General features: G+C 71.3%; 13 protein-coding genes. 11 read left to right on the top strand and 2 right to left on the bottom strand.

From position 1 onward, the window contains the following. Positions 1 to 70 precede the first annotated feature (70 nt). Positions 71 to 604 carry a calcium-binding protein gene (locus tag B7C62_01425; protein ID ARF71063.1) on the bottom strand — a complete coding sequence of 178 codons (534 nt, stop codon included), beginning with the start codon at positions 602 to 604 and terminating at the stop codon, positions 71 to 73. Positions 605 to 946: 342 nt separating this feature from the next. On the opposite strand from B7C62_01425, the gene B7C62_01420 reads away from it, so the two are divergent. Next, positions 947 to 1,720 (top strand): AraC family transcriptional regulator, encoded by a 774-nt coding sequence (locus B7C62_01420; GenBank protein ARF71062.1) that lies wholly within the window; start codon positions 947 to 949, stop codon positions 1,718 to 1,720. A gap of 69 nt (positions 1,721 to 1,789) precedes the next feature. On the opposite strand, the gene B7C62_01415 is transcribed toward B7C62_01420, so the two are convergent. Beyond that, positions 1,790 to 2,149, bottom strand: coding sequence for a MerR family transcriptional regulator (locus tag B7C62_01415; protein ID ARF71061.1), 360 nt, complete (start codon positions 2,147 to 2,149; stop codon positions 1,790 to 1,792). Positions 2,150 to 2,208: 59 nt separating this feature from the next. Between B7C62_01415 and B7C62_01410 the strand changes: the two genes are divergently transcribed. The 10 genes from B7C62_01410 to B7C62_01365 all read left to right on the top strand — a co-directional run bounded on the left by B7C62_01410 (position 2,209) and on the right by B7C62_01365 (position 15,765). Continuing rightward, positions 2,209 to 2,538: an antibiotic biosynthesis monooxygenase gene (locus B7C62_01410; protein ID ARF71060.1), complete on the top strand. Its 330-nt coding sequence runs from the start codon at positions 2,209 to 2,211 to the stop codon at positions 2,536 to 2,538. A gap of 241 nt (positions 2,539 to 2,779) precedes the next feature. Next, a complete protein-coding gene (locus B7C62_01405) occupies positions 2,780 to 3,811 on the top strand; it encodes an ABC transporter substrate-binding protein (GenBank protein ARF71059.1) in 1,032 nt (343 codons plus the stop codon). Between the two features lie 35 nt (positions 3,812 to 3,846). Next, the gene (locus tag B7C62_01400) at positions 3,847 to 4,851 is read left to right on the top strand and encodes an iron ABC transporter permease (GenBank protein ARF76927.1); all 1,005 of its coding nucleotides are present in this window, start codon (positions 3,847 to 3,849) and stop codon (positions 4,849 to 4,851) included. Further along, positions 4,848 to 5,921 (top strand): ABC transporter permease, encoded by a 1,074-nt coding sequence (locus B7C62_01395; GenBank protein ID ARF71058.1) that lies wholly within the window; start codon positions 4,848 to 4,850, stop codon positions 5,919 to 5,921. Before B7C62_01400 ends, B7C62_01395 begins: the two co-directional genes overlap by 4 nt. Further along, entirely contained in the window at positions 5,918 to 6,724 is an 807-nt protein-coding gene (locus B7C62_01390) for an iron dicitrate ABC transporter ATP-binding protein (protein ID ARF71057.1), read from the top strand. Before B7C62_01395 ends, B7C62_01390 begins: the two co-directional genes overlap by 4 nt. Before the next feature lie 310 nt (positions 6,725 to 7,034). Next, positions 7,035 to 8,315: a cytochrome gene (locus tag B7C62_01385; protein ID ARF71056.1), complete on the top strand. Its 1,281-nt coding sequence runs from the start codon at positions 7,035 to 7,037 to the stop codon at positions 8,313 to 8,315. 34 nt (positions 8,316 to 8,349) lie between these two features. Then, a complete protein-coding gene (locus B7C62_01380; protein ID ARF71055.1) occupies positions 8,350 to 9,468 on the top strand; it encodes a type III polyketide synthase in 1,119 nt (372 codons plus the stop codon). 103 nt (positions 9,469 to 9,571) lie between these two features. After that, positions 9,572 to 10,789 (top strand): peptidase S8, encoded by a 1,218-nt coding sequence (locus B7C62_01375; GenBank protein ARF76926.1) that lies wholly within the window; start codon positions 9,572 to 9,574, stop codon positions 10,787 to 10,789. A gap of 231 nt (positions 10,790 to 11,020) precedes the next feature. Then, positions 11,021 to 15,310 carry a Secreted glycosyl hydrolase gene (locus B7C62_01370; protein ID ARF71054.1) on the top strand — a complete coding sequence of 1,430 codons (4,290 nt, stop codon included), beginning with the start codon at positions 11,021 to 11,023 and terminating at the stop codon, positions 15,308 to 15,310. 137 nt (positions 15,311 to 15,447) lie between these two features. Next, positions 15,448 to 15,765 (top strand): cupin, encoded by a 318-nt coding sequence (locus B7C62_01365; protein ID ARF71053.1) that lies wholly within the window; start codon positions 15,448 to 15,450, stop codon positions 15,763 to 15,765. Positions 15,766 to 15,873: the final 108 nt, after the last annotated feature.

Raw genomic sequence — 15,873 nt, 5'->3', positions numbered from 1 at the left:
GCTCCTTCGTCGTTGCTTCGGGACGGCCGGCGCTTCCGGGGCGGCCGGGTGCTTCCGGGGCGGGCGGCTGTCAGACCGGGGTGCCGACGACCAGGTGGTCCCCGGGGATGCCGGCCTTGTCCGGCGCGTAGTAGTCCTTGATCCCGGTGACCCAGGTCTCCACCCGGATGCGGTCCCCGTCCGAGGGGCCGAAGGCGTCGAAGAGCGCGTCGATGTTCGCGGGCTCGAACCCGATGGCCGTCATCAGCGCCGTGAACAGGGGGCGCTCGATCAGACCGTCGCCGTCCGGGTCCCCGAGCGCGGCGAGCGCCTCCGCGAAGACGCCGATCGTCTCCTCGAAACGCTCCGGGGACAGCACGCAGGCGGTGTACTCCTCGAAGCTGATCTCGCCGTCCCCGTTGGCGTCGAGCTCGCTGAGCAGGGTCGTCCAGTACCGCCGGAACGCCGCGCGCATCGCGTCCTTCGCCGCTCGGTCGGAGGCGTGCGCCTCGCGGACGACCCGGTCGGCCATCAGATCGAAGTCGTCCGCCTCCAGGACTCCGTTCGCGTTGGCGTCGAGCAGGGAGAAGACGAGCGCGACCCGCCGGTTGGCCTCTGTGGTCATGAATCCGTCACCTTTCGCCGTACGGTCCCACCGCCCCGGGCCCGCTGCCCGGTCGGCCCACCCACTGTCCGGCCGGGGGACCGCGCGTACGACGAAAGCCGGTTCCCTTTCACCTGAAGGACGTAACTGATCTTTCCTAAACGTCGAGTTGATGCACGCGGGGGCGCAGTGCCCCGCGGTGCCGTGCGGTACCGGCCGACCGGCCCCCGAAGCCCGCCCCGGGAGCGGTGGTACGGGCCGCCGGGCGACCTTCTAGGCTGGGCGGACGAGTGCCGCATCCGCCGCGCCCGGCCTCCGTACGGCCGGGGTCCGCGGCGTACGTACCGGGAGGTGGGAGCGTCCATGACCAGGGAGACCAGAACGCTGCCCGCGCTCGCGCCCGGCGCGGTCGACACCCCCTTCGTCATCCAGGGCTACGACGAGGTGGTCTCCCACGACACCCTCTGGGACGCGCACTCCCACCCCTTCCACGAACTGCTCTGGAACGAGCGGGGCGCCTCCTCGGCAGTGGTCGGCGAGCGGATCTGGACGATCACACCGGCCCTGGGACTGTGGATGCCCGCCGGGACCCTGCACTCCGGATCGGCGACCGCCGGAACCTGGTTCCGGGCGAGCTTCTTCGGCTTCGGGACGACCGCGTCGATCTCCGACACACCGGTGGCCGTGGAGATCACGCCACTGCTCCGCCTGCTCCTGGAACGGCTGGGCGAACCCGGGCTCGCGAGCTCCTCACGGGCCGCGACCGAGGCCCTGGTGCTCGACGTGCTCGCCCCCTCACCCCGCGAACTGCTCGTCCAGGTCCCTTCCTCCGAGCTGCTGCGCCCGATCGCCGACGCGGTGCGCGAGGACCCGGCCGACCCCCGGACGCTGGCCGACTGGGCGTCCGAGCTGGGTGTGAGCACCCGTACGGTCACCCGCGCCTTCGGCGCCGAGACGGGCACGAGCTTCGTGCGCTGGGTGGCGGCGGTCCGCGCCCAGCACGCGATCGGCCTGCTGACCCGGGGCTGGGACGTCGAGTCGGTGGCGGAGCAGGTCGGCTACCGCTCGGCGAGCGCCTTCGGCGTGGCCTTCCGGCGGACGACCGGGCTGACTCCGGGGACCTTCCGGCCGGGGTGACGGTGGCTGCGGGGCTTCCGGCCGGGGCGGCAATCCGCCGAGGGCCGCCGAGGGCCGCCACGGGCGGTCCTACACGAGGGCCGGTTCGTCGGGCCGGGCGGCGGAGATGAGCCCGGCCAGGGAGGTGCGGGTCTCCGACAGCGCGGAGATCCGGTCGTCCAGGCCCCGGAGGTGCTCCTGAAGGGTCTCCAGCTTGCACGCGGCGACCGTGCCGTCCTGGCGGACGCACGGCTGCAGGTCGCGGATGACCCGGGTCGGCAGACCGGCGTCCAGCAGCGAGCGGATGCGCCGGACGACATCGGGGGCGCTGTCGTCGTACCGGCGGTGGCCGCTGTCGAGGCGGGAGGACGCCAGGAGGCCCTGCTCCTCGTAGTAGCGCAGCAGCCGGACGGAGACGCCCGTGGCGGTGGCGAGCTCGCCGATCTTCATGTGGTGCTCCTCACAACCCCTTGAACCTCACACAGGTGTGAGATCTTAGCGTGAGGGTCATGACGAACACCGAACGCCCCATCTCCCTCTACGGTTTCCTGCGGCCCCGGCCGGAGCGCGCGGACGAGGTCCGGCGCATCCTCTCCTCCTTCGTGGAGCCCACCCGGCAGGAGCCCGGCAACCTGCAGTACCACTTGCACGAGCACGAGGACGGCCGCTTCTTCCTGTACGAGGTCTGGCGCTCCCAGGAGGACCTGGACCGGCACAACGCGACACCTCCGCTGCGCGCCTTCCTGGAGAACCTCCCGGAATTCCTGGAAGGGGCCCCGGAGGGCTACTTCAACACCATGCTCAGCCCGTACCCCGAAACCGGACCCGTCCCCGTCTGAGGGGCGCCCGCCGTGGAGGGGCGGCCATGAGCGTCGGCTCCGAGGGCGCGCCTCATGTCCCGATCGCTACAACAGCTGTCTCAAACGGTTGATTGCGACAGTCCGGCCGACTCTCATACAGTGCGAAGGCAAGCCTTACCTAAGCCGCTGTGCCTTCGCAGTGCACCCCTCCACGACGGCGGCCCACGCCCGGACGTGCGGGAAGCGGCACCCGACCCTCCGGAAAGCCGGGTACTCACCCATGTCCTCACACCGCCTCCGCCTGCTCGCCGTGGCAGCCGCCCTCGTCTCCGTCGCCGCCTGCGGCGGGGCCACCGACGCCGGGAGCAAGAGCGCGGGAAGCGCTTCCGGCAGCTTCCCCCTGACGGTCGAGCACGCCCTCGGCAAGACCACCATCCCTGCCGAGCCGAAGCGCGTCGCCACGGTCAACTGGGCCAACCACGAAGTGCCGTTGGCGCTCGGTGTCGTGCCCGTCGGCATGGCCGCCGCCAACTTCGGCGACGACGACGGCGACGGGGTGCTGCCCTGGGTCGAGGAGCGCCTGAAGGAGCTCAAGGCCAAGACGCCGGTGCTGTTCGACGAGACCGACGGGATCGACTTCGAAGCCGTCGCCGACACCAAGCCCGATGTCATCCTGGCCGCGTACTCCGGACTGACCAAGAAGGACTACGACACCCTCAGCGAGATCGCCCCCGTCGTCGCCTACCCGGACGCCGCCTGGGCCACCCCGTGGCGCGAGATCATCCGCACCAACAGCAAGGCCATCGGGCTCGCCGACGAGGGCGAGAAGCTGATCACCAAGCTCGACGGGGACATAGCCAAGACCGCGGCCAAGTACCCGCAGCTCAAGGGCAAGTCCGCGATGTTCATGACGCACGTCGACCCCAACGACGTCAGCGAGATCGGCTTCTACACCACCCACGACACCCGGACGCAGTTCTTCGAGGACCTGGGCATGACGACCCCGGGCAGCATCGCCAAGGCGTCCGAGGGCACCGAGAAGTTCGCCCTCACCAAGAGCGCCGAGCAGATCGACGCGTTCGACGACGTCGACATCATCACCGGCTACGGCGACGACAAGGGCGAGCTGCTGAAGACCATCAGCAAGGACCCGCTGCTCTCCAAGATCCCCGCGATCAACCGCGGCTCGGCCTACCTCCTGCCCGGCAGCTCGCCGCTGGCCACCGCCGCCAACCCGACGCCTCTGTCGATCAGTTACGTGCTCGACGACTACGCCGCCGCCCTCGCCGAGGCCGCGGACAAGGTCAAGTGACCGCTTCCACCGACCGGCGCCCGCCGGACGCCACCATGGCCCGGCGTCCGGCGGGCGTCCGCACGCTCTGGCTCCTGCTCGCCCTGATGGCGCTGGCCGCCGTCATGGTGGCCTCCGTCGCCTTCGGCTCGCGCGAGGTCCCCTGGGCCGACATCCAGGCCGCGCTGGGCGGCGCCGACGAGACCCTGGGGCAGGCGGCCGCCACCAAGCGGATTCCCCGTACGGTCCTTGCGGTCGTCGTCGGCGCGGCCCTGGGCCTCGCCGGAGCGGTGATGCAGGGGGTGACCCGTAACCCCCTGGCCGACCCCGGCATCCTCGGCGTCAACATGGGCGCCTCGCTCGCCGTCGTCACCGCCGTCGCCTTCTTCGGGCTCTCCTCGCCGACCGGCTACATCTGGGTCGCCATCGCGGGCGCCGCCCTCTCCGCCCTGTTCGTCTACACCGTCGGCACGCTCGGCAGGGGAGGGGCCACGCCGTTGAAGCTGGCGCTGGCGGGCGCGGCCACCTCCGCCGCCTTCGCCTCGCTGGTGAGCGCCGTCATCCTGCCCCGTAACGACATCGCCGGAAGCTTCAGGCTCTGGCAGATCGGCGGCGTCGGCGGGGCCTCCTTCGAGCGCATCGGACAGGTGGCGCCGTTCCTCGCGGTCGGCTTCGCGATCTGCCTGCTCTCCGCGCGCGCCCTCAACTCCCTCGCTCTGGGCGACGAGTTGGCCGCCGGACTCGGTGAACGCGTCGCCGTCGCCCGGGCGGTGGCCGCGCTCGGCGCCGTACTGCTCTGCGGGGCCGCCACCGCCGTCGCCGGGCCCATCGCCTTCGTCGGCCTCGTCGTCCCGCACACCTGCCGACTGCTCGTCGGCGTCGACCACCGCTGGCTGCTGCCGCTCTCCGCGCTGCTCGGGGCGGCCCTGCTCACCGCCGCCGATGTGGTGGGCCGGATCGTGGCCCGCCCGGCGGAGATCGACGTGGGCATCGTCACCGCGCTGATCGGCGCCCCCTTCTTCATCTACATCGTCCGCCGACAGAAGGTCCGTGCCCTGTGAGCGCCCCCGCCCCGGCCCGGCCGGCCCCGCACGAGGCCGCCCCCGCGTCCGTCGCGGCCGCCACCCGCCGCCGTATCCGCAGCGCCTCCCGCCGACGCCTGGTGATCCTGGTCCTGGCCCTCCTCGTCCTCGCCGCGTTCGCCGTCACCCTGATGGCGGGCCGTACGTTCTACCCGCCCGGTGACGTGCTCCGGGTGATCCTCGGGGAGCAGGTGCCGGGCGCCTCCTTCACCGTCGGGCGGCTGCGGCTGCCGCGCGCGGTCCTCGCCCTGGTGGCCGGATTCAGCTTCGGCCTCGCCGGGGTCACCTTCCAGACGATGCTGCGCAACCCGCTCGCCAGCCCCGACATCATCGGCATCAGCTCCGGGGCGAGCGCGGCGGCGGCCATCGCGATCGTCACGCTCTCCCTCGACGAGGTCCAGGTCTCCGTCCTCGCCATCGCCGCCGGTCTCGGCGTGGCGCTCCTCGTCTACTCCCTGGCGTTCCGGGGCGGAGTCGTCGGCACCCGGCTCATCCTCATCGGCATCGGGATCTCCGCGATGCTCGACAGCATCACCTCCTACACCCTGTCCCAGGCCGCCGAATGGGACCTCCAGGAGGCGATGCGCTGGCTGACCGGCAGCCTCAACGGCGCCGACTGGGACCAGGTCGTCCCCGCCCTCGCCGCGGCCGCCGTCCTCACCCCGCTCCTCCTCGGCCAGTCCCGCAACCTCTCCGCGATGCAACTGGGCGACGACACCGCCTCCGCCCTCGGCGTACGGGTCGAACGCACCCGGATCACCGTGATCGTGGCCGCCGTCGGGCTCATCGCCTTCGCCACGGCCGCTGCCGGACCCATCGCGTTCGTGGCGTTCCTCTCCGGTCCCATCGCGGCCCGGATCGTCGGCGCGGGCGGCTCCCTGCTGGTGCCCGCCGGGCTCGTCGGCGCGCTGCTGGTTCTCGTCGCGGACTTCACCGGCCAGTTCGCCTTCGGTGAGCGCTACCCCGTGGGCGTCGTCACCGGCGTCCTCGGCGCCCCCTACCTCGTCTACCTGATCATCCGCACCAACCGGGCGGGAGGCTCGCTGTGACCACCGACCACCAACTGACCGCCGAACACCTCACGCTCGGCTACGGAGACCGTACGGTCGTCTCCTCGCTCGACCTGTCCGTACCGCCCGGCGCCATCACGGTCATCGTCGGCGCCAACGCCTGCGGCAAGTCGACCCTGCTGCGCTCGATGTCCCGCCTCCTCGCACCCCGCGAGGGCCGCGTCGTCCTGGACGGCAAGGAGGTGCACCGCCTCCCCGCCAAGGAACTGGCCCGTACGCTCGGCCTCCTGCCCCAGTCCCCGCTGGCCCCCGAGGGCATCACCGTCTCCGACCTCGTCGGCCGGGGCCGTCACCCGCACCAGTCGATGTTCTCCCGCTGGAACGAGAAGGACGACGCCGCCGTCGCCTCGGCGCTGGAGGCGACGGCCACCGAACCGCTCGCCGACCGAGCGGTGGACGAGCTCTCCGGCGGCCAGCGCCAGCGCGTCTGGATCGCCATGGCCCTCGCCCAGCAGACCGACCTGCTCCTGCTCGACGAGCCCACCACCTTCCTCGATGCCAGCCACCAGATCGAGGTCCTCGATCTGCTCACCGACCTCAACCGCTCGCGCGGCACCACCATCGTGATGGTCCTCCACGACCTGAACCTCGCCGCCCGGTACGCCGACCACCTCATCGCCCTCGCGGACGGGAAGCTGCACTCCTTCGGCACCCCGGCCGAGGTGCTGACCGAGAAGACCGTCCGCGCGGTCTTCGGCCTGGAGAGCCGCGTCATCGAGGACCCCGTCTCGGGCCGGCCCCTGATGCTCCCGATCGGCCGCCACCACGTCCTGACCGGCTGACCAGGGGGAGCGGGCACCCCCAGGGGGTGCCCGGCGGGTCAGGACCGGGCCCGCGACGCCTGGCACGGCACCTCGCGGCGTTGCCGAAACGCCCGAATCGCTCCGCGATGAGGACGCTCCGGCGCCTTGCGATGCACCGCACCAGACGCCGCGGCCTGTCCGGTCCTGACCCGCCGGGCACCCCCTATCGGCTGACTGCGGAGCGTAACTGCATGTTTCGCAGGGTGACGGGGGACACAGGGGAGGTCTGTTCCCGGGCCCGGAGCCGGGACGGTCTGACACCCCCGAACCGGTCATTGGGAGAACCTCGGTGGAGAACACCTCGGTCCGACACGCCTCGGCGCAGAACCCCTCCGCGCGGAACACCCCGGCGCAGAGCCTCTCGGCGCAGGACAGGGAAACCGTACGGAGCTGCCCCTTCGACTTCGCACACCAACTGGAGTTCGACCCCCAGCTGAAGGAACTGCTGACCGAGGAGCCCGTCTCCCGCATCCGTATGGCGTACGGCGAGGACGAGGCATGGCTCGTCACCCGGTACGAGGACGTCCGGACGGTCACCACCGACCGGCGCTTCAGCCGCGCCGCCGTACTCGGCCGGGACTTCCCCCGGATGACCCCGGAACCGATCGTCCAGGCCGAGTCCATCAACCTCATGGACCCGCCCGCCAGCAGCCGGCTGCGCAGCCTGGTCGCCAAGAGCTTCACCCCGCGCCGCGTCGAGCAGATGCGGGCGGGCACCCAGCGCGTCGTTGACCGGCTGCTCGACGGGATGGAGGCGGAGGGCTCACCCGCCGACTTCGTCGCCCGGGTCTCCTCGCCGCTGCCGCTCATCACCATCTGCGAGGCGCTCGACATCCCCGAGGCCGACCGCCCCTGGCTCCGCGCCCACGCCATGACGATGATGAACGTCGGGGCGGCGGGCAAGGAGGACGCCGTACGGGCCAAGGCCGAACTGCGCGGCTACTTCACCGAGCTGACCGCCGAGCGCCGCCGCTCCCCGGGCCAGGACCTCATCAGCACCCTGGCCACCGCCCGCGACGGCGACGAACTGCTCGACGACAAGGAACTCGCCGTCATGGCGATGGTCCTGCTCATCACCGGCCAGGACACCACCACCTACGAACTCGGCAACATCGCCTACACCCTGCTCACCCGGCCCGGCCTCCTCAAGACGCTCCAGACCGAACCCGAGCGGCTGCCCCGCACGATCGAGGAGCTGCTGCGGTACATCCCCTTCCGCAAGGGCGTCGGCATCCCCCGGGTCGCGACGGAGGACGTGGAGCTGGGCGGGGTCACCATCAGGGCCGGTGACCTCGTCCATGTGTCGTACCTGACGGCCAACCGGGACTCCGCCAAGTTCGACCGCCCCGACGAGCTCGACCCCGACCGGCCGTCCATCCCGCACATGACCTTCGGCTGGGGCTCCCACCACTGCCTGGGGGCGCCGCTCGCCACCATGGAGCTGGAGGTGGCCTTCGCCACGCTGCTGGCCCGCTTCCCTGGCCTGCGCCTCGACGCCGAACCCGAGGACATCCGGTGGAACACCACGTCCATCTGGCGTTACCCGCTCGCGCTGCCCGTCACATGGTGACGGGCGCCTCCGCTCCCAGATACGAGGAGAACCCATGGCGACCCTGTGCCGACCGGCCATCGCTGTGCCCGAACACGTCATCACGATGCAGCAGACCCTGGAGCTGGCCCGGGAGACCCACCACGGGCACCCCCAGCGGGACCTGGTCCTGAGGCTCATCCGGAACACCGGGGTCCAGACCCGGCACCTGGTGCGGCCGATCGAGGAGACCCTCAAGCACCCCGGCTTCGAGCTCCGCAACCAGGTGTACGAGGCCGAGGCCAAGACCCGGGTCCCCGAAGTCGTACGACAGGCCCTCGCCAACGCCGGAACCGAACCGGCCGACATCGACCTCATCGTCTACGTCTCCTGCACGGGCTTCATGATGCCCTCGCTGACCGCCTGGCTCATCAACACCATGGGGTTCGGACCGGAGACCAGACAACTGCCCATCGCCCAGCTCGGCTGCGCGGCCGGCGGCGCGGCGATCAACCGGGCGCACGACTTCTGCCGTGCCTACCCCGACTCCAACGTCCTCATCGTCTCCTGCGAGTTCTGCTCGCTCTGCTACCAGCCCACCGACATCGGCGTCGGATCGCTGCTCTCCAACGGCCTGTTCGGGGACGCCGTCTCCGCCGCCGTCGTCCGGGGACAGGGCGGCACCGGGATGAAACTGGAGCGCAACGGCTCCCATCTGGTGCCCGACACCGAGGACTGGATCTCGTACGCCGTCCGCGACACCGGATTCCACTTCCTGCTCGACAAGCGCGTGCCCGGCACCATGGAGATGCTCGCGCCGGTCCTGAAGGACATCGTCGACCTGCACGGCTGGGCGGTCCCGGCCATGGACTTCTTCATCATCCACGCGGGCGGCCCGCGCATCCTGGACGACCTCTGCCACTACCTCGAACTGCCGATGGAGATGTTCCGCTACAGCCGGGCCACCCTCACCGAACGCGGCAACATCGCCAGCTCCGTCGTCTTCGACGCCCTCGCGCGCCTCTTCGACGACGGGGGAGCGGCCGAATCGGCCCAGGGCATGATCGCCGGATTCGGGCCCGGCATCACCGCCGAAGTGGCGGTCGGCAGCTGGACGCACCACGTCCCCGGGGCCGATCCCGACCGGGAACTGGCCGATCTGGAGCTCACGACGGGCGTTGCGCTGTCCGGCTGAACCCGTGTTAAGGCGCCGCACGGGCGGGGACGAAGGAACGGATGTTCGTGCTTCGCGGATGCGTACCCGCACCGCGAACGACCCCCCACCCAAGGAGACCTGCATGCGCCTGCGCGCCCGATGGGCCCCGGCGGCCCTGCTGCTGATCGCCCCGCTGATCGGCACCGCCCCCCCGGCCACCGCCGACACCGGACCGGAAGGGGTCCCGGTGGAGCGGTCCGCCCGGGCCGTCCCCGGGCAGTACATCGTCACCCTGGAGCCCGAACTCTCCCCGGACACCGTCCTGGAGGAGTTCGGGCTCCGCCCGCTGTTCACGTACGGGAACGTCCTGCACGGGTTCGCCGTCACGCTCACCGCCACCGAGCTGGAGGCCGTCCGGGCCGTCCCCGGGGTGGTCGCCGTCGAGGAGAACGCCGAAGTCGCCGTGGGCGCGCCCCGGACGGGCAGCCTCTTCCCGGCCCCCTCGGCCCTCCCGGGTGCCGCGGCCCCCGCCGCCACCTGGGGCACCGACCGGATCGACCAGCGCGCCCTGCCGCTGGACGGCACCTTCACCACGGCCGCCACGGGGGACGGGGTGAAGGTGTACGTCGTCGACACCGGGATCGAGGCCGGTCACGCCGAGTTCGGCAGCCGGGTCGTCAACGGCTACGACTCGGTCGGGGACGGCCGGAACGGGCAGGACTGCAACGGCCACGGCACCCATGTCGCCGGTACCGTCGGGGGCGCCACCTCCGGGGTGGCGAAGGACGCCTCACTGGTCAGCGTGCGGGTCCTGGACTGCCGGGGCCGGGGCACCTGGGCCGGGATCATCGCCGCCTTCGACTGGGTCGCCAAGGACGCGGCGGCCGACTCCGCCCCCGCCGTCCTCAACGCCTCGCTCGGCGGAGCCCGTTCGCGTGCGGTCGACGCGGCGGTGGAAGCGGTCGCGGACGCGGGCGTCCTGCCGGTGGTGGCGGCGGGCAACGACGACCGGGACGCCTGTGACGTCTCCCCGGCGGCGGCCGACGGGGTGGTCACGGTGGGCGCGAGCGACCGTGAGGACCGCGAGACCCCGTTCAGCAACTGGGGCTCCTGCGTCTCCCTCTACGCCCCCGGCGCCGACATCGCCTCCGCGCGGCTCGGCGGCGGGACCGTCTCCCTGAACGGCACCTCCATGGCCGCCCCGCACGTCGCCGGGGTCGCCGCCCTCTACAAGGAGGAGAACCCCTCGGCCACGCCGGCCGCCGTCACGCGCTGGCTCACCGACAACGCCACCCCCGAGGCGCTCTCCGGCCTCGGCCAGGGCTCGCCCGATCTGCTGCTGTACACCGGCGGCCTCTGACGGACACCGCCGGGCGGCGCCGGTGAGCGGCGGGCGACATGGCTCCCGCTCACCGGCCCCGCCCGGTCCGGCTGTTGCCGGAACGGTGGACGGTCTCTCATTTCTCTGCAACTCTCTGACCGCACAACGCAAAACCGAGCCGTAGTGCGTGCAGAATCGCGTGTTTCCTGACTACGGATTCAGAGCCGCGCCCTCGTCGCGCCCTGCGCCGAGGCCGAAGATCGGGGAGCTATGAGAGCCCTACGCTGGAGATGGCGGGCGATATCCGCCGTGGTCGCCACCAGTCTTCTGATGATCGGCGTGCCGTCGCTCGCCGCCTCGGCCGCCGACGGCCCCAACCTCGCCGCGGGCCGGGCCGCGGCCGCGAGCAGCGCCCATGCGGAGTACCCCGCCCCCAACATCACCGACGGCAACGCGTCGACGTACTGGGAGAGCGCGGGCGGCAGCCTGCCCCAGTGGGTGCAGACCGATCTCGGCTCGGCGGCCCGGGTCGACGAGGTGACCCTGAAGCTCCCGCCGTCCTGGGAGAGCCGAACGCAGACGCTGTCCCTCCAGGGCAGCGCGGACGGCACCGGCTTCGCGACGCTGAAGAGTCCGGCGGCGTACTCCTTCACCCCGGGGGCCGCCAACACGGTGAAGGTGACCTTCCCGGCCACCCTGACCCGCTTCGTCCGGGTGCACATCACCGCCAACACCGGCTGGCAGGCCGCCCAGCTCTCCGAGCTGGAGGTCCGGTCGTCCGCCGCCTCGTCGGGCAACCTCGCCGCCGGGAAGACCCTCAAGGCCAGCAGCGGCAACGGGAGTCACGTCGCCGCCCACGCCAACGACGGCAACCGGGCCAGCTACTGGGAGAGCCGGGAGAACGCCTTCCCGCAGTGGATCGAGGCCGACCTCGGCTCCTCGCTCCGCGTGGACCGGATCGTTCTGCGGCTCCCCGACGGCTGGGCGGCGCGCAGTCAGACGCTGAAACTCCAAGCCTCCGCCAACGGGACGGAGTTCACCGACCTGACCGCCTCCAAGGACTACCGCTTCGACGCGGCGGGCGGCCAGTCGGTGACGATCTCCTTCGATCCCACGACCACCCGGTACGTCCGCGTCCTGGTCACCGCCAACACCGGTAGCCCTTCAGCCCAGTTGGCCGAGCTGGAGGTCTACGGCCCCGCCACCGGCGACACGCAGGCCCCCACCGCACCGGCCGACCTGGCGTTCACCGAGCCCGCCACCGGCCAGATCCGGCTGACCTGGAAGGCCGCCACGGACAACACCGGCGTCACCGGCTACGACATCTACGCCAACAACACCCTGCTGGCCTCCGTCGCGGGCGACGTCACCACCTACACCGACACCCGCCCTGCCGGGCAGACCGTCACCTACCATGTGCGCGCCCGGGACGCGGCGGGCAACGTCTCGCCCGACAGCAACACCGTCACCCGGACCGGCGACACGGGCGACACCCAGGCACCCACCGCCCCCACCGCGCTCGCGTTCACCGAGCCGGCCGCCGGGCAGATCCGGCTCAGCTGGCAGCCGTCCACCGACAACAAGGGCGTCACCGGGTACGACATCCACGCCAACAACGTGCTGCGCGGCTCGGTCGCGGGCAACGTGCTGACGTACACCGACACCCAGCCGGCCACCGCCACGGTCAGCTACACCGTCCGGGCCAAGGACGCGGCCGGAAACGTTTCCACCGACAGCAACACCGTGACCCGCAACGGCTCCACGGGCGCCGCCTCCAACCTCGCGGTCAACAAGCCGATCACGGCCTCCTCGGTGGTGCACACCTACGTCGCCGCCCACGCCAACGACAACAGCACCGCCACCTACTGGGAGGGCGCGGGCGGGAGTTACCCGAACACGCTCACCGTCCGGCTCGGCTCCAACGCCGACACACAGAGCGTCGTCGTCAAGCTCAACCCGGACAGCAGCTGGGGCCCGCGCACCCAGCGCATCGAGGTCCTGGGCCGGGAGCAGAGCTCCTCCTCCTTCAACTCCCTGGTCGCGGCCCGGGACTACGCCTTCAGCCCGGCGAGCGGCAACACGGTGACCATCCCGGTCGCCGCCCGTATCGCCGACGTCCAGCTGAAGTTCACCGCCAACAGCGGCTCCGGCGCGGGCCAGGTCGCCGAGTTCCAGGTGCTGGGCGCCCCGGCGGCCAACCCCGACCTCCGGATCACCGGCATCACCGCGTCGCCCGCCACCCCGGTCGAGTCCGACGCCATCACCCTGACCGCCACCGTCCGCAACTCCGGCGCGCTCGCCGCCCCGGCGAGCAAGGTCGAGTTCCGGCTCGGCGGCTCCAAGGTCGCCACCGGCAGTGTCGGCGCCCTGGCCGCCGGTGCCTCCACCCAGGCCAGCGCATCCATCGGCGCCCAGGCCGCGGGCAGTTACGTCCTGAGCGCGGTCGCCGACCCGGAGAACGAGATCATCGAGCAGAACGAGACCGACAACACCTACACGGCCGCCTCCCCGCTGGTCGTGCGGCCGGTCTCCAGTTCCGACCTGGTCGCGGCGGCCGTCACCACCTCGCCCTCCGCCCCGGCCGCCGGAGACACGGTCACCTTCTCCGTCGCCATCAGGAACCAGGGCACCATCGCCTCCGCGAGCGGCGGCCACGGCATCACGCTCACGCTCATCGACTCCCGGGGCGCCACCGTGAAGACCTTCACCGGAGCACACAACGGGACCATCGCCCCGGGCGCCACCACCGCACCCGTCACCCTCGGCACCTGGACCGCCGCCAACGGCTCGTACACCCTGCGCACCGTCCTCGCGGCCGACGCCAACGAACTCCCCGTCAAGCGCGAGAACAACACCTCCACCGAACCCCTCTTCGTCGGACGCGGCGCCCACATGCCGTACGACATGTACGAGGCGGAGGACGGCACCACGGGCGGCGGCGCCCGGGTCGTCGGCCCCAACAGGACCGTCGGCGACATCGCGGGCGAGGCGTCGGGCCGCAAGGCCGTCACCCTCGACAGCACCGGCAACTACGTGGAGTTCACCACCCGCAAGTCCACCAACACCCTGGTCACCCGGTTCTCCATCCCGGACGCCCCGGGCGGCGGGGGCATCGACTCCACGCTGAACATCTACGTGGACGGCACCTTCCTCAAGGCGATCGACCTCACCTCCAAGTACGCCTGGCTGTACGGGAACGAGGCCGCGCCCGGCAACTCCCCGAGCGCCGGGGCACCCCGCCACATCTACGACGAGGCCAACGTCATGCTGGGCCGGACCGTCCCGGCGGGAGCCAAGATCCGGCTCCAGAAGGACGCCGCCAACTCCACCACGTACGCGATCGACTTCATCAGTCTGGAGCAGGTCGCACCGGTCGCCAACCCGGACCCCGCCACCTACACCGTGCCCGCCGGGTTCACCCACCAGGACGTCCAGAACGCCCTGGACCGGGTCCGCATGGACACCACCGGAAACCTGGCCGGCGTCTACCTGCCGCCGGGGGAGTACAGCACGGCGAGCAAGTTCCAGGTGTACGGCAAGGCCGTCGAGGTGGTCGGCGCCGGGCCCTGGTACACCCGGTTCAACGCCCCCGCCACACAGGACAACACCGACATCGGCTTCCGGGCCGAGGCCAGTGCCAAGGGGTCCTCGTTCGCGAACTTCGCCTACTTCGGCAACTACACCTCCCGCATCGACGGACCCGGCAAGGTGTTCGACTTCGCCAATGTGTCGGACATCGTCATCGACAACATCTGGAACGAGCACATGGTGTGCCTCTACTGGGGCGCCAACACCGACAACATCACCATCAGGAACTCCCGCATCCGCAACATGTTCGCCGACGGCATCAACATGACCAACGGGTCCACGGACAACCTCGTGACCAACAACGAGGCGCGTGCCACCGGTGACGACAGCTTCGCGCTCTTCTCGGCGATCGACGCCGGGGGAGCGGACATGAAGAACAACGTCTACGAGAACCTGACCTCGATCCTGACCTGGCGCGCGGCGGGCGTGGCCGTCTACGGCGGCTACGACAACACCTTCCGCAACATCCACATCGCCGACACCCTGGTCTACTCCGGGATCACGGTCAGCTCGCTGGACTTCGGCTACCCGATGAACGGCTTCGGGACCCGGCCGACAAGGATCGAGAACGTCTCGATCGTCCGGTCCGGCGGCCACTTCTGGGGATCGCAGACCTTCCCCGGGATCTGGCTCTTCTCCGCCTCCAAGGTGTTCCAGGGCATCCGGATCTCGAACGTGGACATCGTCGATCCGACGTACAGCGGGATCATGTTCCAGACGAACTACGTCGGCGGACAGCCGCAGTTCCCGATCAAGGACACCGTGCTCACCGACATCTCCATCTCCGGTGCGCGCAAGAGCGGTGACGCCTTCGACGCCAAGTCCGGCTTCGGACTCTGGGCCAACGAGATGCCGGAGGCGGGGCAGGGGCCCGCGGTCGGCGAGGTCACCTTCAACCGGCTGAGGCTCAGCGGCAACGCCCAGGACATCCGGAACACCACCTCCACCTTCCGGATCGACATCAACCCGTAGCGAAGCGGAACCCGGCGAACCGTAGCGAAGCAGAACCCGGCGAGGGAGAACCGGGTCCCACGGAGAGGCGCCTCCCGCCCGGCGGGAGGCGCCTCTCAGGTTCGCGGGGCGGCGGGCCCTGCGGCAGAGTGGGCACCATGGACGACCTCAACGCACTCGCCGAGGAGCACCTGACCGCCGCCCGCGCCTCCGCGCACGGCCGCAGCGCCCACCTCCTCGTCCAGGAACCGCCCCTGCGCCAGACGGTGATCGCGCTCACCTCCGGCTCGGCGCTCGACGAGCACAACGCGCCGCCCGCCGCCTCCCTCCTGGTGCTGCGCGGCACGGTCCGCCTCACCGCCGCCTCCGGCGACACCGAGCTCCCCGCCGGAACGCTCCACCCGATCCCGCAGGAGCGCCACGGGCTGCTGGCCCTCCAGGACGCGGTGGTCCTGCTCACGGCCGTCAACGACTGACGGGACCCCCGGGAGGCCGTACGGCCGGGGGAGGTGTGTCCGGGCCAGGACGTGGCAGGAGAGGATCGAGACAAGCCGGGGCGTCCGACGGACGAGCACCCCGCCCGC

The organism is Kitasatospora albolonga (genome assembly GCA_002082585.1).
GTDB lineage: Bacteria > Actinomycetota > Actinomycetes > Streptomycetales > Streptomycetaceae > Streptomyces > Streptomyces stephensoniae.
The sequence above is the reverse complement of the archived record's forward strand: the minus strand, read 5'-3'. Positions and strand labels throughout refer to the sequence as shown.